General features: G+C 70.5%; 21 protein-coding genes and 1 pseudogene. 21 read left to right on the top strand and 1 reads right to left on the bottom strand.

Translation table 11 applies throughout. The features are described 5' to 3' along the window. Nucleotides 1-47 precede the first annotated feature (47 nt). Complete coding sequence (locus tag BLW47_RS18370) at nucleotides 48-599, bottom strand: hypothetical protein (RefSeq protein WP_245736741.1); 552 nt, start codon at nucleotides 597-599, stop codon at nucleotides 48-50. Nucleotides 600-1,069: 470 nt separating this feature from the next. Between BLW47_RS18370 and BLW47_RS18365 the strand changes: the two genes are divergently transcribed. The 21 genes and pseudogenes from BLW47_RS18365 (at nucleotide 1,070) to BLW47_RS18270 (ending at nucleotide 17,807) form a co-directional block, all read left to right on the top strand. Beyond that, nucleotides 1,070-1,864 carry an SDR family NAD(P)-dependent oxidoreductase gene (locus tag BLW47_RS18365; protein ID WP_245736740.1) on the top strand — a complete coding sequence of 265 codons (795 nt, stop codon included), beginning with the start codon at nucleotides 1,070-1,072 and terminating at the stop codon, nucleotides 1,862-1,864. 150 nt (nucleotides 1,865-2,014) lie between these two features. Next, nucleotides 2,015-2,254 (top strand): annotated as a pseudogene (locus BLW47_RS26085) (DUF7008 domain-containing protein); the annotation flags it as partial. A 26-nt stretch (nucleotides 2,255-2,280) separates the two neighbouring features. Continuing rightward, the gene (locus BLW47_RS25210; protein WP_175543690.1) at nucleotides 2,281-2,433 is read left to right on the top strand and encodes a hypothetical protein; all 153 of its coding nucleotides are present in this window, start codon (nucleotides 2,281-2,283) and stop codon (nucleotides 2,431-2,433) included. A gap of 120 nt (nucleotides 2,434-2,553) precedes the next feature. Next, nucleotides 2,554-2,739 carry a hypothetical protein gene (locus tag BLW47_RS18355; protein WP_217634893.1) on the top strand — a complete coding sequence of 62 codons (186 nt, stop codon included), beginning with the start codon at nucleotides 2,554-2,556 and terminating at the stop codon, nucleotides 2,737-2,739. A gap of 1 nt (nucleotide 2,740) precedes the next feature. Continuing rightward, entirely contained in the window at nucleotides 2,741-2,896 is a 156-nt protein-coding gene (locus BLW47_RS26080) for a DUF6879 family protein (protein WP_425435414.1), read from the top strand. 355 nt (nucleotides 2,897-3,251) lie between these two features. After that, the gene (locus BLW47_RS18350; protein ID WP_091559088.1) at nucleotides 3,252-4,388 is read left to right on the top strand and encodes an acyl-CoA dehydrogenase family protein; all 1,137 of its coding nucleotides are present in this window, start codon (nucleotides 3,252-3,254) and stop codon (nucleotides 4,386-4,388) included. After that, the gene (locus tag BLW47_RS18345) at nucleotides 4,385-5,239 is read left to right on the top strand and encodes a phosphate/phosphite/phosphonate ABC transporter substrate-binding protein (RefSeq protein ID WP_217634892.1); all 855 of its coding nucleotides are present in this window, start codon (nucleotides 4,385-4,387) and stop codon (nucleotides 5,237-5,239) included. The genes BLW47_RS18350 and BLW47_RS18345 overlap by 4 nt, the downstream gene beginning before the upstream one ends. Beyond that, nucleotides 5,236-6,408 carry a ferritin-like domain-containing protein gene (locus tag BLW47_RS18340; protein ID WP_091559085.1) on the top strand — a complete coding sequence of 391 codons (1,173 nt, stop codon included), beginning with the start codon at nucleotides 5,236-5,238 and terminating at the stop codon, nucleotides 6,406-6,408. Before BLW47_RS18345 ends, BLW47_RS18340 begins: the two co-directional genes overlap by 4 nt. Before the next feature lie 438 nt (nucleotides 6,409-6,846). Continuing rightward, nucleotides 6,847-7,380: a hypothetical protein gene (locus BLW47_RS18330; protein WP_245736739.1), complete on the top strand. Its 534-nt coding sequence runs from the start codon at nucleotides 6,847-6,849 to the stop codon at nucleotides 7,378-7,380. A 166-nt stretch (nucleotides 7,381-7,546) separates the two neighbouring features. Beyond that, on the top strand, nucleotides 7,547-7,840 hold the full coding sequence (locus BLW47_RS18325; protein ID WP_091559077.1) for a hypothetical protein: 294 nt from the start codon (nucleotides 7,547-7,549) through the stop codon (nucleotides 7,838-7,840). Further along, nucleotides 7,837-8,472 carry a hypothetical protein gene (locus BLW47_RS18320; protein WP_091559072.1) on the top strand — a complete coding sequence of 212 codons (636 nt, stop codon included), beginning with the start codon at nucleotides 7,837-7,839 and terminating at the stop codon, nucleotides 8,470-8,472. Before BLW47_RS18325 ends, BLW47_RS18320 begins: the two co-directional genes overlap by 4 nt. Nucleotides 8,473-8,694: 222 nt before the next feature. After that, on the top strand, nucleotides 8,695-9,663 hold the full coding sequence (gene coxB, locus BLW47_RS18315) for a cytochrome c oxidase subunit II (RefSeq protein WP_175543699.1): 969 nt from the start codon (nucleotides 8,695-8,697) through the stop codon (nucleotides 9,661-9,663). 9 nt (nucleotides 9,664-9,672) lie between these two features. Continuing rightward, entirely contained in the window at nucleotides 9,673-11,601 is a 1,929-nt protein-coding gene (gene ctaD, locus BLW47_RS18310; RefSeq protein WP_091559064.1) for a cytochrome c oxidase subunit I, read from the top strand. Continuing rightward, a complete protein-coding gene (locus BLW47_RS18305) occupies nucleotides 11,598-12,227 on the top strand; it encodes a cytochrome c oxidase subunit 3 (protein ID WP_091559061.1) in 630 nt (209 codons plus the stop codon). The genes ctaD and BLW47_RS18305 overlap by 4 nt, the downstream gene beginning before the upstream one ends. Continuing rightward, complete coding sequence (locus BLW47_RS18300; protein ID WP_091559058.1) at nucleotides 12,227-12,628, top strand: hypothetical protein; 402 nt, start codon at nucleotides 12,227-12,229, stop codon at nucleotides 12,626-12,628. Before BLW47_RS18305 ends, BLW47_RS18300 begins: the two co-directional genes overlap by 1 nt. Further along, the gene (locus tag BLW47_RS18295) at nucleotides 12,616-13,527 is read left to right on the top strand and encodes a cytochrome c oxidase assembly protein (protein ID WP_091559054.1); all 912 of its coding nucleotides are present in this window, start codon (nucleotides 12,616-12,618) and stop codon (nucleotides 13,525-13,527) included. The genes BLW47_RS18300 and BLW47_RS18295 overlap by 13 nt, the downstream gene beginning before the upstream one ends. Nucleotides 13,528-13,541: 14 nt before the next feature. Further along, nucleotides 13,542-13,910: a c-type cytochrome gene (locus BLW47_RS18290; RefSeq protein WP_091559050.1), complete on the top strand. Its 369-nt coding sequence runs from the start codon at nucleotides 13,542-13,544 to the stop codon at nucleotides 13,908-13,910. 3 nt (nucleotides 13,911-13,913) lie between these two features. Continuing rightward, the gene (gene qcrC, locus BLW47_RS18285) at nucleotides 13,914-14,702 is read left to right on the top strand and encodes a cytochrome bc1 complex diheme cytochrome c subunit (RefSeq protein WP_091559047.1); all 789 of its coding nucleotides are present in this window, start codon (nucleotides 13,914-13,916) and stop codon (nucleotides 14,700-14,702) included. Continuing rightward, nucleotides 14,699-15,562 (top strand): ubiquinol-cytochrome c reductase iron-sulfur subunit, encoded by an 864-nt coding sequence (locus BLW47_RS18280; RefSeq protein WP_091559043.1) that lies wholly within the window; start codon nucleotides 14,699-14,701, stop codon nucleotides 15,560-15,562. The genes qcrC and BLW47_RS18280 overlap by 4 nt, the downstream gene beginning before the upstream one ends. Further along, nucleotides 15,559-17,331 carry a cytochrome bc1 complex cytochrome b subunit gene (qcrB, locus tag BLW47_RS18275; RefSeq protein WP_091559039.1) on the top strand — a complete coding sequence of 591 codons (1,773 nt, stop codon included), beginning with the start codon at nucleotides 15,559-15,561 and terminating at the stop codon, nucleotides 17,329-17,331. Before BLW47_RS18280 ends, qcrB begins: the two co-directional genes overlap by 4 nt. Beyond that, a complete protein-coding gene (locus BLW47_RS18270) occupies nucleotides 17,328-17,807 on the top strand; it encodes a YetF domain-containing protein (protein ID WP_091559036.1) in 480 nt (159 codons plus the stop codon). Before qcrB ends, BLW47_RS18270 begins: the two co-directional genes overlap by 4 nt. Nucleotides 17,808-17,819 lie beyond the last annotated feature (12 nt).

The following is a 17,819-nucleotide window of genomic DNA, read 5'->3' as shown; positions in this document are numbered from 1 at the left end:
CAACCACAGAGGCCGTCGGGCCTCCGCCGGGACGCGACAGCGGCAGATCAGTACGCGCGCTGGGAGAGGTCAACAACCTGCGTCTGCTCCAGTCGGTCCAGTGCCACATAGGCCTCTCGAAGCCGGTCAGTTAGGTCGACTGCGCCTTCGAGGCCTGCACGGATCTGACCCACGGTGATTCGGTGACCGGCGACCCACGAGCTTGCTCGGGCGGCTGTCTTGACCTGATCGGCTGGAACCTCAACGGCTTGCTCAATGTTGTAGGTGACACTGTTCAGGATGACAAACACGCAGACATCGAAGCTCCAACTCCGAAACGGCGAGTAGACGTGGGTACGTCGGCTGCCGGGCTCGATGACGCGGCACTTGACCTGCAGCAAGGTACCGTCTGCCGCACGAACGTCCCAGCTCTTCTCCGACTGCGGCGCGAGTTGGCCTCGATAGGCCTGTGCAACGACGGACTCGGCCAGGTCACCAGCAGGGGCGTTGCGCGACCTGACAACGCCACGCTGGATCAGCTCAGTGAGGATCCGAGAGTAGAGCCCGAGCAGTTGCCGGATGCTCATCGATCGGAGGTCAGGATCGGTAGCTGCCTGCACGGCGTGACGGTACACCCCGGCAGGTACGAGTACGCCTCGCGAACCCGCCCGGCGGCGGATTAGCGCGCGGCGCGCCGGGCAGGACGCCGGCCGTGGAAGGGTGCCAGGGATCGGTGGCCGCTGACTGCTCGAAGAGGTTCGCGCGGCTGCGCCGGCGGTGCGGCCCGCCGTGCTGCGGGCGACGAACGCGCTGTTCCCGATAAAAAAGCGCGCCGATGTGGTGCAACACGTAGGGACTCCGACCGTCCGATCAAACCAGCGAGCGCCGCTTGGCTCAGTCCTCGTCGACGCCGATAGGCCGCAATACGTTCGCCGATTGATCCGGACACCATGGCAGCATTTTCTCACACATTTGGCGGGAGTTGATGAAAGAGCCGGTCGCGGGGTAGTCCGGGTAGGTGTGGTGACGGCCGTCGCCACCGTTTCTGTCCAGACGAATTAGGGATGATTGATTAATGACCGTACGTGACGTGAGAACCGACGAGTCCCTTTCCGGCGTACGGGTCCTGGTCACGGGGGCGACCAGCGGCCTTGGCCGCTCGATGGCCGAGGCGCTGGCCGACAGCGGCGCGCGGGTGGTCATCACCGGCCGCGATGAGGGCCGCACGGCCCAGGTCGCCGAGCAGATCGACGCCGATCGCGGGCGGGTCGGTGGCGTCGCCATGGACGTCCGGGATGAGCGCTCGGTGGCCGACGGTGTCCGCCGGACGGTCGACCGCCTGGGCGGACTCGATGTGCTGGTCAACAACGCGGGGATCGGCATGCGGACCGTGAACCCGGAGTTCTTAACCGAACCTCGGGGCTTCTGGGAGGTCACACCCGACGGTTTCCGGGACGTGATCGACACGAACCTCACCGGCTACTTCCTGGTCGCCCGCGCGGTCGTACCGACCTTCTTCGACGCCGGCGGCGGACGCATCGTGAACATCTCGCTCAACGAGGAGACCATGATCCGTAGAGGTTTCGTGCCCTACGGCCCGTCACGAGCGGGGTCCGAGGCGCTGTCCCGCATCATGGCCGCCGATCTGCGCGAGCACTCGGTATGGGTCAACGTGCTCCTGCCCGGCGGGGCCACCCGTACCGGCATGATCCCTGACGGGATGCCCCAAGCGGTTCGCGAGCAGATGCTCGATCCCGCTGTCATGGCCGCGCCGATCCGCTGGCTGTGCTCCCCGGCCGCCGACGGTGTCACCGACGAGCGCATCGTGGCCCGCGACTTCGACGCGTGGCTGCGTACCCCGACCGATCCGTCCCGGCTCGGGTGACGCGCCGGTGACGCGAAGGCCAGGTCGGTGACGCGAACGCCAGGTCTGGGTCCGGGGACTACTCGGCGGAGTGTCCCCCATCAAGTGGAGCCAACCTGTAACGCATCAAGCGGAGTACGACAGCCGGCCCTGCCGGCTGTCTAGATCGAGGTGCCGTCGAAGTACGCCTCGGCGGACTTCGTCCGACCGTCGTACTGGCGGGCGCGCGGGAAGCTTGATGTGCCGAAGGAGCGGTTCATCTCCTACCCGCAGGTTGGTCGGGACTGCGACGGCAGTGAACTGATCGGCTGGGCCGGGTGGGACCATCTGAAGCAGGCGCAGGCGCTCGCCACCGTCTATCTCGACCGGAAGACCCAGGAGTCGTGGCCGGCGCACCGGCTGCTGCCGCTGCTGGCCGGGCTGATCGAGATCGAGCCGTGGCTTCACCAGTGGCACTCGGGCGAGGAGCCCGGGGGTTCCCCGGGCTGCCGGCTGAGTTCTTCACCGACTTCATCAACGCCGAGCTGTCCCAGCTCAGCTCCGACCGGTCGGCGCTGGCGCTACTGCGCGGCGTACCCGAGCTTGCCTGAACGCGGGGAGCCGCTCGACGACGGGACGTCCAGAGACGGAAGTCTATTTATTCCGCATATGTGTCCAACTACTATGCGTAGTTGCCGGCCTCTGGAGGGGGAACGATAAAGCTTCGTTTTTTGACGACGTCGAGCAACTCCGGGTCCTGCCCCACTCTCTACGAGACCGACGGGGGTGACATCGTGGTGCAGGGGTACCAGCTGACCGGCCCCGAGGTGCTCGCGCAGTTGCGCGACGTGCTGCCGAACGAGACGTTCGTTGTGGTACCGCGTGAGCTGATGTCCTGGTTCGAGAAGAAGAGCTGAGATGGGGGCAATCATCACTGACCCGGACGCCTTTCAGCGTCTCTTCGAAGACTTTCAACACGCTGCCTTTAAGCTGGAGGTCCGCCGGTCATACGGCCTCGCCTCCGAGGACGAGCCATTTCAGACGTTCAGGCTGGGCCAGGCCCACGCGCTTTGAAGGCGGGGGAGAGCACCAGGAACTCTAACGCTTCCATGCGTCGATAGATCATAGCCCGAGCATCGTTGGGCTGGCGATCCTAGTGTGCGATCAAGCTGATGCGGCTGTGTTACGTCCGGTACGCTCACCGCGGGGCGCCGGGCATGGCCCAGCGACAGCAGTGAAGAAGCCTCGGCTTTGCCTGCGATGTCTGCATGAAAACCATCAACTTCCGACGCCACCACACGCTAGGACCAAGCCGTCAGTCCTCAGGGGACATACGACGCGAGCCCTCATTTCCCGGTGTGGACTCGTTCGGTCCGGCCGCGTCATCGTCCATCGCAATCAATCGGTATCGGGACCGCACGGGGGAAGCATGCTGGAGCATCGGGCCGCGTTGCAGGCGGTGTTGGACGGAGAGGTCCGCCCGCACGCGGCGGACATCGATCGATCGGGGCAGTACCCTCGCTCCGCGATTGCCGCTCTCGGCGACGCCGGTTTGCTGGGGCTGACGAGTGCTCGCGAGGTGGGCGGCGCAGGTCTGGGGCTGGATGCGGCCGCTGAGGTGGTTGAGGCGCTAGCCGGGGTGTGCGGATCGACGGCGATGGTGACATTGATGCACTATGCGGCGACTGCCGCCATCGAGCAGAGCGGGCCGGAGGATGTCCGCCGCGCGATCGCCGCCGGCCGGCACGTGACCACGCTCGCGTTCTCGGAACAGGGCTCACGCAGCCACTTCTGGGCGCCGCAGTCCTCCGCAACCAGCAGCGGCGACAAGGTGCTCCTCAACGCCCGCAAAAGCTGGGTGACGTCCGCCGGCGAAGCCGACAGCTACGTCTGGTCGAGCCTGCCACTGGCCGGGGACGGGATGAGCCTGTGGCTGGTCCCGTCGGCGACGGCGGGGCTGGAGGTAGCCGGGCCGTTCGATGGTGTCGGCCTGCGAGGCAATGCTTCCCGCCCGATCACCGCGACCGATGCGGTGGTGCCCGTCGACGCGCTGCTCGGCACGGACGGCGCGGGCCTCGACGTCGCCCTGGGAGTGGTGCTGCCGGTGTTCACCGTGCTCAGCGCCGCGTTCTCGCTGGGTGTGTCGGAACGTCTGGCCACTCTGGCAGCCGAGCACCTCACCCGCGCCCGCCTCGACCACCTGGGACAGTCCCTGGCCGAGCAGCCGATCCCCCGGGCGGCATTCGCCAGAGTCAGGACGAGCGTGGACACCACCCGGGCATTCCTGTCCGCCACGCTGGCCACGCTGGCCGCCGGGGAGCCCGCAGCGCAACTGCGGGTGCTGCAGGTCAAGGCGGTCGCCGGGGAGACGGCCGTGTCGGTCGCCGACGAGGTGATGCGCCTGGCCGGCGGTTCGGCGTTCCGCAAGGAACTGGGCATTGAACGGCACTTCCGGGACGCGCTCGCCGCTCGGGTGATGGCGCCGACCACCGAGGCGCTACACGACTTCACCGGCCGGGCGGTCCTCGGTCTGCCGCTGTTCGACGCTCCGGCGGTGCCGGCATGACCGCCTTCACGATGGGCGCGGTCACCTACGACCCGAAGGTCGTGACCATCTGGGACGGCTTCCGAGTCTGGCTCACCGCCGCCGGGCTGCCGTTCGACTACGTCCTCTACTCCCACTACGAGCGACAGGTCGAGGACCTGATCGCCGGGCGCATCGACGCGGCCTGGAACTCCCCACTCGCCTGGATCCGGGCCCGCCGGCTCGCCGAGGCCCGGGGCCTGCCGATCCGGGCGCTGGTCATGCGGGACACGGACCGCGACCTGGCCAGCGCAGTCGTGGTTCGCGCCGACAGCGACATCGCCTCGGTCGACGACCTGCGGGGACGAACGGTCGCGACCGGAGCAGTCGACTCGCCGCAGGCGACGCTGCTGCCGCTGGAGCACCTGCGCCGCCACCGCCTGCAGCCCGGCACCGACTTCACGGTCCGCCGCTTCGACGTCGGGGTCGGCCTGCACGGCGACCACCTGGGCGGGGAACGCGACGCCGCCCGGGCCCTGATCGCCGGCGAGGTCGACGCCGCCTGCGTGCTCGACGGCAACCACCTGCTCTTTACCAAGGAGGGCGTGCTGCCCTCCGGGAGCACCCGGCTGCTCACCACCACTGACCTCTACGACCACTGCAACATGACGGTCACCGGCGCAGCCGACGCCTCCCTGGTGGCGGGCTTCGAGGAGCTGCTGCGGTCGATGTCGTACGCCGACCCGGCCGTGCGCCCGCTGCTTGACCTGGAGGGGCTGACCTCCTGGGAGGACGGCCGTACCGACGGATACGACCTTCTGGAGTCGGCTGTCACCGCCTCCGGCTTCTACGACGGGACGGGCACGGTAACCGCTGCCGAGTACCGGCCGTGAACCTGGACCTGGCCGGTCTGGCCTTCGACACCGGCGGGCGCCTGCTGGTACAGAAGACCCTGGCCGGCCTGCCGCCGGAGAGCACGATCACGGTCACGGGCCGCAATCCCTTCCTGACCCTGCACCTGCGGGCCTGGTGCCGGGCTTCCGGCCACTGCGCGACTGTCGGCGACGACGGACGGGTCCAGATCGTCAAGGGCCGTCAGGACGCCGACCGCTGGGTGCGTGCGGAACGGGCCGGCGAACCCGACACGGTGGCCCGCTGGCCGCCCGGGCACTGGGGGCTGGCCGCCCGCGGCGCGCTACTCGAAGCAGGCGGGCCCGAACCGGCTTACGACCTCGACGATCGGGACGTCGTCTGGGCCGACCTGGCACCCCGCCTGTACGCCCACGCCGCAGCTGGGCAGTGGGACCCAGCGACCGCCGTCCCGTGGGACTCGCCGTTCACGCTGCCGACTGACATTGAAGCCGCGGTCGTGCAGATCATGACCTACCTGGTCGAGAACGAGCAGGCCGCCCTGGTCATCCCCGCCCGGCTGTTAACCCGCATCCACCCGCACTTCCGGGAGGTGGTCGGGCTGCTCGCGGTGCAGGCCGCCGACGAGGCCCGGCATGTCGACGTCTTCACCCGCCGGGCGCTGCACACGGGTGGCCGGATGGGCAGCTCCTCTGCCGGCGGCCGGGCGTCCTTGGCGTCGCTGCTGGCCGAACCGGACTTCACCCTGGCTTCATTCCTGCTGTCGGTGCTCGGCGAAGGCACGTTCGTGTACCTGCTCACCTTCCTTGACCGACACGCGCCAGACCCCGTCACCCGGGCGGTGACCCGGCTCGCCCGCGCCGATGAGGCCCGGCACGTGGCGTTCGGGGTGGCGCACCTCGAACACCAGTCGGCAACAGACCCGACGATGCTCGGCCGGCTGCGGAGAGCCATCGAACGCCGCCACGACGTGCTCGTCGACACCGCCGGCCTCAATCAAGACGTGTTCGACGCCCTGCTGCTGCTCGCAGCCGGCGATTGGGCCCCCGAGGCACTCAGCCGCGGTCACCGCGAGGTGCAGCAGTTGCAAGCGGACATGGATGCCGGGCGCAGACGACATCTGTCCCGGCTCGGCTTCCCCGACGACGAAGCCGCCGAACTGTCCGCGCTGCACACCCGCAACTTCATGTGAGACTCGGACGTCGATGGGGTCGCAGGTTCCGTAGAGCAGGGTTTCACGTTCGGGGTCGACTCAGGACTGTTGCTCGCTGCTGCCCGCCCTCTGGCGTACGGTCACCGGACCATAGCCCGAGGTAGCCACCGGCCATCAGCAGGACGTTCGCGGTCGTCGGCCGCCACTGAGGTGTGACGCCCATCGCGAGGGGCCCCAGGTGGCGCTCCGTGTGGGCGCTGCGGTCGACTGCGACGTTTGAGACCGCAGCGGTGGGCGCTGAGACGGTTAGCACGGAGGGCCAGGCGCCGATGCGGTTGGCCAGCGGGTTCGACAGGCCGAAGGTCTCGACGTCGGTCGCGACCAGCGCCGGTTGTTGCCACGTGGAGGTGCGCGCGTACCACGGTTGTCGGCTGAAACGCCGTCGCGGCCACGAACCTGTCAGGGCATCATGCGAGCATGATCGTGATCCAGCGGGTGCGGGTGCGATGGAGTTCCGCCGGTCGTGGGGCCGCCGCCGCGACCGCGCGCAGCGGGCTTGCCGACGTGTACCTGCTGCCGTCCCCCCTCGACGGGTCGCCGGTCGTGCACGACGTCCTCCTCGACGAAACCGCCGACTACCAGCCGTCCAGTCGCGTGGTCGTCGGTGACGATCGTGCCCGGGAGGCCGGATTGTGGCTAACGACCGCCGGCGACAAAACGGTCACCGTCGACCGGCTGCCCGGATGGGCCGCCTACCCGCGGTGGTGGCAGAGCCGGGGACGGCTGTTCACGCTGGCTGCCGGTCAGGTCGGGCGGTACCGGGCCAACCTGCGTGCCACCGGCTGCCACTGCGCGCCGCAGTGGTACTACGAGCAGTGGACCATCCACGTGGCCAACGCCCCGGCGACCACGGACCTGTTCCTACGAGCCCGACCCGACCGCGACATCGACGACCGGGTCCACCTGTACGGCGCCAGCCGACGCCGTTCGAAAAAGGCGCCGGCTCGCTGACGGCCGGGGCCGGTGGTTTATCGCCGCCGGCCGCCCCGTGGAGGCGTGAGGGTGGGGAAGCGCCTGGCCGTGGCCTGGTGACCGGCCGAAATTCCCGTGACGCGCCGCAGTCGCCATAGGTAGCGTCGGCACGATCATTCGCAGCAAGTAAAGGCGAGAGTCACCGGTGAGACGTCGGTCGCCGCAGGAGAAGAAGGCGTTGAGCTACGCCCGCGACTGCCGCAACGTCTACGGCGAGAACGACAAGAGCTCGCGCACGAGCATCCGGCGCAACAAACGGTTCCCACACCGGGCCAACCGGCGCCACCACCGCCAGGCCCTCACCGCGTGTATCGGCGTTCCCGCCCCGGACGTCGACGAAGCCGTCGAGGTACGGATCCGCGGGCGGCGACGCGCATCCTGGCGGAAGTGGCCAGACCTCCCGCTGGGCATGGTCGTCACGTCACGGCGGGCCGGGTGAACGCCGAGCCTCCGTCGGCGGCGGCCATGACCCGCCGGCTGCGCCTGCACCGGCGGGAGTGGCACCACGGCGGCCGTCGCTATCAGGTGATCGCGCTGCGGCCGGCGAATCCGGCACGGTACGCCGTCACCGCTCAAGACCGCTGGACGCTGGTGCGGTCGGACCTGGCCGGCGCGCGGCTGTTGGGCCGACTGTTGTGGGGACTGTCCTACCACCGGCGGCCGCACACGCTGTTGGTGCTCGATCCCGGCCGCATGGTGGCCGATCCCGACAACGGCGGTCCCAGCCCAGCGATGGTAATCGCGGTGGCGGCCCGCACGGTCCTCACGGCGACGGCCCAGCGGCTGAGCCGGCCCGGGCTGTGGAGGACACGGCCTGCTCGCACGGTCACCTGGAATACCGCCGGATTTCCTGCCGGGGTGACTGAGCTGCACGCCTGGCAGGACGACCGGCGGGCCGGGCTGCCGATCCCGGACCGGTACATCCCCGCGTATCCGGCCGCGACGTTGCGCGTCGCGCTGCAGTTCGTCGGGGGGGCGAGCCAGGCGCCGGCGACGGTGGCCGCCGCGGCGAGGCCGCCGCGGTCCAGGCCATCGTGCGGCGTGCGGCGGCCGCTCTGGCCGTTTCCGTGACGAAAGTCCACCGTGGAGGCTTGCATGATCTGCCTGTCCGCGTCCCGCAGGCGCTTGACCGAAGGTGGGAACTGCAGCCCACGATAAGGCGCTGAGTGCCGGCACCGGCAAACTAGTTAAAAAGCGGACCAAGTAGTTCAGTCCTGGCTAGTGTCTTCCGCGGTGGAAACGACAGTGCGGGCGAGTCCGTGTCCGGCCCGGCGACAGCGCCGACCTTGGCCGGTGCTGCCGCTGCTGTGCGGTCTGCTGCTGCTCGCGAGCTGCTCCGGCGGCAGTCCGTCGGCCTTGAATCCCGCGGGGACCGGGGCGGCGCGTGTCAACGGCCTCTGGTGGCTGCTGTTCTGGACCTCGGTGGCGGTGTTCGCCGAGGTCATGGCGCTGCTCGCGTGGGCGCTGGTGTTCCGGCGGGGCGCCGCCCGGGTGCGGCACGGCCAGCCGCTGCGCTTCGTGGTCATCCTCGGGGCCGGGCTGCCGTTCGTCATCCTCGTGGCCGTGTACGGGGTCGCCCTGCGGGACCTCGCCGCGCTCGGCGCCGGCCCCGGGCGGGACCCGCTGACCGTGGAGGTCATCGGCCATCAGTGGTGGTGGGAGGTGCGCTACGCGGGGCGATCCGGCGCCACTGCCAACGAGATCCACATCCCGGTGGGGGAGCGGGTCAAGGTGCGCCTGCGTACCGACGACGTGCTGCACAGCTTCTGGGTGCCGCAGCTGATGCCGAAGACCGACCTGATCTCCGGCGAGACCCGGGAGACCTGGTTGGAGGCGCGGCAGGCCGGTAGCTACCGGGGCCAGTGTGCCGAGTACTGCGGCACGCAGCACGCTCACATGGCGTTTCTGGTGGTGGCGCAGCCGCGCGCCGACTTCGACGCCTTCCTGACCCGGCTCGACGCTCCGGCCCGGGCGCCGCAGACCGACGCCGAACGGCGCGGTCAGCAGGCGTTCGTGCAGGGCACCTGCGCCGCCTGCCATACAGTGCGCGGCACCGGCGCTCAGGGGCGGGTCGGGCCCGACCTGTCGAACGTGGGATCGCGGTGGAGCATCGGGGCCGGCGCGGTGCCCAACGACGCCGGGCACCTGGGCGGGTGGATCGCCAACTCGCAGTCCGTCAAGCCTGGCAACGCGATGCCCCCGCAACCGGTCGACGCCGCCCGGCTGCCCGACCTCATCGCCTACCTTCGGTCGCTGGAGTAGGTGACATCAATGTCGACAACCACCAGCACGGCCGGTGGCATCGACCGGGACGACCTGGCCCGGCTGGCCGAGCACTGGGACGAGCCCCGCTCGCTGCGCGCCTGGTTCACCACCGTGGACCACAAGAAGATCGGCCGGCGCTACCTGGTCACCGCCGGGTTCTTCTTCGCCCTCGCCGGACTCAGCGCCCTGGTGATGCGTACCCAGCTCGCCCGGCCCGAGGCGGGCGTCCTGTCGCCGGACGAGTACAACCAGCTGTTCACCATGCACGGCACAGCGATGATCTTCCTGTTCGCCACGCCGATGCTGTTCGGCTTCGGCAACTTCCTCGTCCCGTTGATGATCGGCTCCCGGGACATGGCATTTCCGAGGTTGAACGCCTTCGGCTACTGGGTGTTCCTCTTCGCCGGGCTGTTCATGTGGGCAAGCCTGCCGTTCGGAGCGGCGCCGAACAACGGCTGGTTCGCGTACGCGCCGCTCAACCAGGAGCAGCACAACCCGGGCCTGCACATGGACGTCTACGCGCTGGGCCTGCTCTTCCTCGGCATCTCCACCACCTCGGGCGCGATCAACTTCATCGTCACCGCGCTCAAGCTGCGCGCGCCGGGGATGTCGCTCAACCGGGTGCCATTGTTCGTCTGGGCGATCGTAGCCACCGCGTTCATGGTGGTCTTCGCCCTGCCCGCGCTGAACGCGGACAACGCCATGCTCTTTCTGGACCGCCGCTTCGGCACCCACTTCTTCGACCCGGGTGGCGGCGGGAACGTGCTGCTCTGGCAGCACCTGTTCTGGATCTTCGGGCACCCCGACGTCTACATCATCGTGATGCCCGGGCTGGGCATCGTCTCCGCCGTGCTGCCCGCGTTCACCCGCCGCGGCGTCGTCGGTTACCCGCTGATCGTGTTGGCGATCGTCGCGATCTCCATCGTCTCGTTCGGGGTCTGGGTGCACCACATGTTCGCCACCGGCCTGCCACAGCTGTCGTACAGCTTCTTCAGCGCGGCCAGCACCATCATCACCATCCCGTCCGGGATCCAGATCTTCGCCTGGCTGGCCACGATGCTGCTCGGCCGGCTGGTGCTGCGGACGCCGCTGCTGTTCGTCATCGGGTTCATCGTGACCTTCGTGCTCGGCGGTTTCACCGGCGCGATGTTCGCGCTGACCCCCTTCGACCAGCAGGTCACCGACTCGTACTTCGTGGTGGCGCACTTCCACTACGTGCTGCTCGGCGGGGCGCTCTTCCCGATACTCGCCGGCATCTACTACTGGCTGCCGAAGATCACCGGCCGGATGTACCACGAGGGGCTCGCGCGGTGGGCGTTCTGGCTGTTCTTCATCGGCATGCACGTCACGTTCTTCCCCATGCACCTCATCGGCCTGTTCGGCATGCCCCGGCGGGTCTACACGTACCGCGGCGGCCTGGGCTGGGATGTGGGCAACCTGATCAGCACCATCGGCGCCTACCTGCTCGCGGTCAGCCTGCTGCTGACGCTCATCGGGGTGGTACACGCCGTCCGCCGGGGCAGGCCGGCCCCGGCGGACCCGTGGGAGGGCGACACCCTCGAGTGGTCCGCCGCGTCACCGCCCGAGCCGTACAACTTCCCGGTGATCCCCCGGGTGCACAGCCTGCACCCAACCTGGGACGAACGCACCGCCGAGTCGACCACCACGGGCGCGACCGAGGACCGCATCCTCAGCGAGGGCCGGCGCACCCTGTTCACCAGCGAGCTGGACGCGCGCTCCGAGCGGGCGGCGGAGATGCCGGAGCCCTCGTTCAAGCCACTCGTGCTCGCCGGCGCGCTGTTGGTCTTCTTCATCTCCATGCTGCTGGCCTGGTATCCGATCGCCATCGCCGCGGTGGTGACGGTGGCGGCGACCCTCGCGGCCTGGCTCTGGCCGGTGCGCCGCCCTGACGAGGAACTCGGAGTCGCGTCATGACAGACCGGGGCGGAGCCGTGGCCGCGGCCACCGGCGCCGAGGCGCTGAGCACGGAACTACCGGTTGGCCGGCCCACCAGTTGGTGGGGCATGGTGATGTTCGTGGCCACCGAGGCCACCCTCTTCGCCTGCCTGCTCGGCAGCTATTTCTACCTGCGCTTCCAGTACGGCCCGCAGTGGCCCCCGCCCGGGATCGAGGATCCCAAGCTGCTCAAACCGCTGGTGATGACCGCGATCCTGCTGCCCAGCAGCCTGCCCGTGATGTGGGCCGAGCACGGCATCCGCCACGGCCAACGCTGGCGGCTGAACCTCGGTATGGCGGCCACCTTCGTGATGGGGACCAGCTTCCTGGTGCTGCAGGGCACCGAGTACGACGAGAAGCTGCACATGTTCACCCTGACCTCGAACGCCTACGGCTCCTTGTTCTTCGTCATCACCGGATTCCACGGGCTGCACGTGCTGGTCGGCCTGAGCATGATCGGCTGGCTGCTCGTCGCCTCCCTGCGCGGGGGCAGCTTCGGAGCCCACCGCCACGACCGGGTCCGCAACGTCGCCATCTACTGGCACTTCGTCGACACGGTGTGGGTGGCCATCCTGTTCACCATCTACCTCTCCCCGCGGCTGTGATGAGCGTCCAGCCCGGTCCCCGGGTCCGCCTGGCCGGCGGGCTGCTGCTCTGGTACGGCGTGCTCGGCGGTGCCGTCGCCTGGGCGGTGCACGTGCTCGCCGCCTGGAGCCTCGACGAACTGGCCTGCGCAGCCGGGTCAGACCACGTCTCCGGCATACCGCTCTGGCAGGCACTCGGCGTCGCCGTACTGGTCCCGGCTCTGGCCGCCCTTGGTTCATTGCTGGTCGCCGCCCTGGTGTGGCAGCGCACCGCGCGAGCACGATCGGCCGGCACCGACAACCCGGCGCTCGGCCGCTCCCGGATGCTCGCCGTGGTGGGCATCTGGGCGAACCTGCTGTTCCTGGCCATCATCGTGCTCGGCGGAGTCGCCGTGCTGGTGTTCCCGCCATGTCAGCGCTGAGCGGCTCCCGGGCACACGGGCCCGGCGCGAGCGAGGTGGCCGAGGGCCTACTCACCATGCTCGTCGTCGCCGCGCTCTGCCTGCTCGCCGCCGGCTACGGCCGAGGCGTGCACGAGCTGTGGACGCGCCGCGGCCCCGGCCGGGTGGTGCCGGCCTGGCGGGTGGCCGCGTTCGGCGGCGGGCTGCTGGTCGTGCTGGCCGCCGACCAGGGCCCGCTGCACCGGCTCGCGGAATCGTCCTTCGCCGGCCACATGGCCCAGCACATGCTGCTCCTGCTGGTGGCCGGCCCGCTGCTCGCGGCCGGCGCGGCCGGACTGCCGCTGACCCTGACCGCACCCCGGCCACTGCGCCGGCTGCTGGCCCGCGCGCGGGCCGCGGCCCCGGTGCGCCGGCTGCGCCAGCCGATCGGGTACGCCCTGCTCGCCGGAGCGGCGCAGACTTTCGTCCTGTGGCTGTGGCACCTGCCGGGCCCGTACGTGGCCGCGGTGGACGCCCCGGTCCTGCACGCCGCCGAGCACGTGAGCCTGGTGGCGGCGGCCTGGCTGCTCTGGGCGCCGGTGCTCGGCCCGGCGCGCCACCGGGTGCCCGCGCCGGTGTCCCTGCTGCTGCTGGTCGGCGCCATGCTGCCCGCGTCCGCGCTCGGCGCGGCCCTCACCTTCGCCCCCGAGCCGGTCTACCCCGTCCGCGTTCTCGGCCCCGACCCGGTCGCCGACCAGCAGCTCGCCGGGCTGCTCATGTGGGCGCCGATGGATCTGGCGGTGCTGGTGGCGGCGCTGGCGGTCTTCCTCGGCTGGCTGCTGCGACTGGACCGGGAACGACCCGACCGCCTGGTTGCCCCCCGGCCTGGGCGGCTCGCGAGCCCGCCGACCGGTGCCGCAACGGAAGGAACGGTGCGATGAATGGTTGTCGTTGGATGCTGGCAGTCGTGCTGGCGGCGCTGCCGGTCGTCGCCGTGGCCGGCTGCTCTTCGGCGCCGCCACCACCACCGCCCGAGTCCCGCGCCGGCCGGCCGGACCGGGGCGCGATGCTCATCGCGCAGTACGGTTGCGGTTCGTGCCACACCGTCCCCGGCATCGACCGGGCTGATGGGCTGGTCGGCCCGCCGCTGACCCGTTTCGGCGCCCGCTCCTACATCGCCGGTGAGCTGCCCAACAACGCCGACAACCTGCAACGGTGGATCACCGACCCGCAGGCCGTCGAACCGGGCACCGCCATGCCCAAGCTGGGCGTCAGCGCGATCGACGCGCAGGACATCGCCGCGTACCTCTACACACTGGACTGACCGATGCGGCGACCACGAGCCCTGACGCTGCCCACCCCGCACCCCCGCCGGGCCCTCGCGGTCGGGTCCGTCCTGGCGCTGGCCGTCGGGCCGGTGGCGCTCGCACCCGCACCCGCCCCGACACCCGCCCCGACCCCGTCCGCCAGCACCCCCACCGCCAACCGTGGCACGCAGCTCTACCTGGAGCAGTGCGCGAGTTGCCACGGGCCGCAGGGACAGGGATCGCAGCAGGGCCCATCCCTGATCGACGTCGGCCCCGCCTCGGTGGACTTCCAGCTCTCCACCGGCCGGATGCCCCTGTCGCACGAGACGCAGCAGGCCGGGCGCCGGCCGCCGGTCTTCTCCGCCGAGGAGATCTCCGCGCTGGTCGGCCACGTGGCCAGCTTCGGCGGTGGCCCGCAGATCCCGCAGGTGAGGCCCGGCGACGTCGTGTCGGGCCGGGACCTGTTCGCCGCCAACTGCGCACCCTGCCACGGGGCGGCCGGCTCGGGCGCGGTACTGACCAACGGCTGGACCGCGCCACCGCTGTATGACTCCACGGCCGTTCAGGTTGCCGAAGCGGTCCGGGTCGGACCCGGGCTGATGCCGGCCTTCCCGAGCCAGGTGCTCACCGATCGGCAGGTGGACGACCTGACCAGCTACGTGCGGCAGTTGCGCAGCGAACGACTGGACCGGGGCGGCGGATCGCTCGCCCGGCTTGGCCCGCTGGCCGAGGGACTGGTCGGTTGGGTAGTGGTGCTAGGGCTGCTGGTGGGCGCCGTGCGGTGGCTGGGCCGGAGGGCGGGGGAATGAGTCGCCGAACTCCGTCGAAGGCCGAGCGGGTGGCGAGCCGCCGGATCGCGGGCGCGTTCCTGGTGAGCGCCGCCGGGGCGGTCGGCTTCGCGGTGACGTACGGGCTGAATGGCGGCACCCAGTGGGAGGGCGTGTGCCTGGCGGTCGCCTTCGCCGGTCTGGCGGTGGGGCTCGCGGTCTGGTCGCGGCGGCTGGTACCGACCGGCGGCTACGTCGAGGAGCACGAGGGCTTCACCCCGCCGCCGGCCGAGCAGGCGATGACCGCGGCGGTGTTCCGCGCGCCGGAGAGCCCGACGCGTCGGTGGGGGCTGCTCGGGGCCCTCGGGTTCGCGCTGACCGCCCTCGGCGTCGCCGCGCTGTTCCCGCTGCGTTCTCTCCTTCCCTGGGACCGGCAACGCCCGGCGCGGTCGCTGAAGAACACCCCGTGGGGGCCGGGTGTCCGGCTGGTCGACGACCAGGGACGGCCGTTGCGCCCGGACGGCGTGCCCGCCGACACGATGGTCGCGGTCTTCCCCGAGGGCAGCATCGACGTCGGGGACGCGCCCGCGTTCGCGGTCCGCCTCAACCCGGAGCGCTTCATCCGCCAGCCCGCCGGCGGGCACCTGGGCGGCCTGGTCGTGTGGTCGCTGCTCTGCACCCACGCCGGCTGCCCGGTACGGCTCTACCTCAAGGGCGCCGCCCGGGTGCTCTGCCCCTGTCACCAGTCGTCGTTCGACCTGCTGGCCGGCGCCCGGCCGATCGCCGGCCCTGCGGCGCGTCCGCTGCCAGGGCTGCCGATCGAGGTCGGCCCGGACGGCTTCCTGCGGGCCACCGGCGACTTCACCGCGCCGCCCGGCGCCGGATTCTGGAGCCGACGATGATCATGCGTCCGCTGGCCCGCGCGCTGGACGACCGGCTCCGGCTCTCCCCGATCACCCGCCGGGCGCTGGCGAAGATCTTCCCCGACCACTGGTCGTTCATGCTCGGCGAGATCGCGCTCTACTCGTTCATCACGCTGATCCTCACCGGCGTCTACCTGACCTTGTTCTTCGACGCCAGCTCCGCCGACCGGGTCTACCACGGCTCCTACGCCCCGCTGGACGGTACGACCACCTCCGCCGCGTACGCCTCGACGGTGCGGCTGAGCTGGGACGTCCGGGCCGGCCTGCTGATCCGACAGACCCACCACTGGGCCGCGCTGGCCTTCGTCGCGGCGATTGTCCTACACCTGTCCCGGATCTTCTTCACTGGAGCCTTCCGCAAGCCGCGCGAGATCAACTGGCTGATCGGCGTGACCATGCTCGCCCTCGCCCTGGCCAACGGCTTCACCGGCTACTCCATGCCCGACGACCTCCTCTCCGGGCTGGGCCTGCGGATCCTCACCTCGGTCGTGGAGTCCATCCCCGTGATCGGGACCTGGCTGGTCACCCTGGCCCTCGGCGGCGAGTTCCCCTCCGACGACATGATCCCGCGGATGTTCATCACCCACGTGCTGCTCGTCCCGGCCGTCCTCGTCGCCCTCGTCTCGCTGCATCTGGGCATCCTGGTGCGGCAGAAGCACAGTCAGTTCCCGGGCCCTGGCCGGACCGAGCACAACGTGGTCGGCTCCCGACTCTGGCCCGGCTACACCCTGCGCACGCTCGCCCTCTTCGCCTGGGTACTAGCGGTGCTGTTCGCCCTCGGCGGGCTGGTCCAGATCAACCCGGTCTGGCTCTACGGTCCCTTCGCGCCGGCCGAGTCCACCTCGCCGGCGCAGCCCGACTGGTACATCGCCTGGGGCGATGGGGCACTGCGCCTGTTCCCGGCGTGGGAGTTCCGCATCGCCGGATACCTGGTACCGGCCCCGTTCTTCCCCGGCGTCGTGCTCGGCGGGCTGTCCTTCGCCGCCCTCTACCTGTGGCCGTTCATCGAACGATGGCGCACGGGCGACCACCAGCCGCACCAACTGCTCGACCGGCCCCGAAACCACCCGGTCCGGCTCGGCATCGGCGTGGGCGCACTGACCTTCTACGTGGCCCTCGTGGTGGCCGCCGGCGACGACATCCTCGCCCGGCTGCTCCGGGTGCCGCTCTACGACCTGTTGGCGCTGTTCCGGGTCCTGGTGCTCGTCCTGCCAATCCTTGCCGGCATCCTCGCGTTCCTCATCGCGCGGGCGCTGCGCCGCAGCGAGGCCGCCTCCCTCGGCGGACTCACCCGAGCCGACCTGCGCCAGGCGACCCGCCCCGGACCCCGGCACCCGGTCGGCGAGGACGAACCCGAGGCCCCCACCCTCCACCGCCCCGGGGAACGGATCGAGCTGTGGCCCGAGGGCGAGCTGTGGCGGTGGCGCTACCGCAACGAGGCCGGACAGCTGACCCTCACCAACAACCGGGCCGTCACATCGGAGGAGGAGGCGGTCGAGACCGCCGGACTGGCCTACCCGGGCGTGGACCGGATCGTGGTGCCCGGCCCGCCACCGCCCCCGCCGCCCGGCCGGATGCGCACCGCCCTGCGTCGCTGGAGTCGCGCCGCCGCTGCCGCATCGTTGCTGGTGAGCCTCTTGCTCGAGCGCCGGCGGCGCGGCGGCGATCAGGGGCCGCAACCGTCGGATCCGGCCGAGTCCGGGTCGCCGACGGCGGATGAGCATGTCAGGCCGGGTGGGCGGCCGTGAAGGAGCTGGTGGGGCATCCGCCCGAGTTGGTGTGGGTCGGGGTCAAGGCGGTGCTGCTGTACGTAACCGCTGTGGTCGGCTTCCGGATCAGCGGTCGTCGCACTGTGGGCGAGGTGTCCCCGTACGACTTCGTCGCGGCCGTCGCGGTGGGCGCGATTGTCGGCAGGTTGCCCAGCGCGTCGGACGCCAGCTATCTGGCCGGCCTGGTCACGTTGCTCGCGGTGCTCCTCGTCCATGCCCTGGTCACTCGGGTTCGGTTCACTCGGGTGGGTCGTCGTCTGGTCGACCATCCGCCCCGGCTCCTGGTGGCGCGCGGTCAGGTTCTGGACGACGAGCTGCGTGGCGCGGGCCTGACCCGTGCTGATCTCGACGCGTTGCTGCGTGGGCACGGGGTGACCGACCCGGGTGGGATCGACTTCGCGGTGCTGGAGCAGCAGGGTCGGCTGTCGATCGTTGCGCGGGCACCAGCGGGATGAAGGACCTCCAGG

Origin of the sequence: Micromonospora pattaloongensis, assembly GCF_900107255.1 — a bacterium.
Classification (GTDB): Bacteria; Actinomycetota; Actinomycetes; order Mycobacteriales; family Micromonosporaceae; genus Micromonospora_I; species Micromonospora_I pattaloongensis.
The sequence above is the reverse complement of the archived record's forward strand: the minus strand, read 5'-3'. Positions and strand labels throughout refer to the sequence as shown.

Excerpts from the sequence above, each read along its gene's own strand:
- BLW47_RS26080 (WP_425435414.1), top strand. The coding sequence starts at position 2,741 with ATGGGGGCAATCATCACTGACCCGGACGCCTTTCAGCGTCTCTTCGAA.
- BLW47_RS18350 (WP_091559088.1), top strand. The coding sequence starts at position 3,252 with ATGCTGGAGCATCGGGCCGCGTTGCAGGCGGTGTTGGACGGAGAGGTC.
- BLW47_RS18345 (WP_217634892.1), top strand. The coding sequence starts at position 4,385 with ATGACCGCCTTCACGATGGGCGCGGTCACCTACGACCCGAAGGTCGTG.
- BLW47_RS18330 (WP_245736739.1), top strand. The coding sequence starts at position 6,847 with ATGATCGTGATCCAGCGGGTGCGGGTGCGATGGAGTTCCGCCGGTCGT.
- ctaD (WP_091559064.1), top strand. The coding sequence starts at position 9,673 with ATGTCGACAACCACCAGCACGGCCGGTGGCATCGACCGGGACGACCTG.
- BLW47_RS18305 (WP_091559061.1), top strand. The coding sequence starts at position 11,598 with ATGACAGACCGGGGCGGAGCCGTGGCCGCGGCCACCGGCGCCGAGGCG.
- BLW47_RS18300 (WP_091559058.1), top strand. The coding sequence starts at position 12,227 with ATGAGCGTCCAGCCCGGTCCCCGGGTCCGCCTGGCCGGCGGGCTGCTG.
- BLW47_RS18295 (WP_091559054.1), top strand. The coding sequence starts at position 12,616 with ATGTCAGCGCTGAGCGGCTCCCGGGCACACGGGCCCGGCGCGAGCGAG.
- BLW47_RS18290 (WP_091559050.1), top strand. The coding sequence starts at position 13,542 with ATGCTGGCAGTCGTGCTGGCGGCGCTGCCGGTCGTCGCCGTGGCCGGC.
- qcrC (WP_091559047.1), top strand. The coding sequence starts at position 13,914 with ATGCGGCGACCACGAGCCCTGACGCTGCCCACCCCGCACCCCCGCCGG.
- BLW47_RS18280 (WP_091559043.1), top strand. The coding sequence starts at position 14,699 with ATGAGTCGCCGAACTCCGTCGAAGGCCGAGCGGGTGGCGAGCCGCCGG.
- qcrB (WP_091559039.1), top strand. The coding sequence starts at position 15,559 with ATGATCATGCGTCCGCTGGCCCGCGCGCTGGACGACCGGCTCCGGCTC.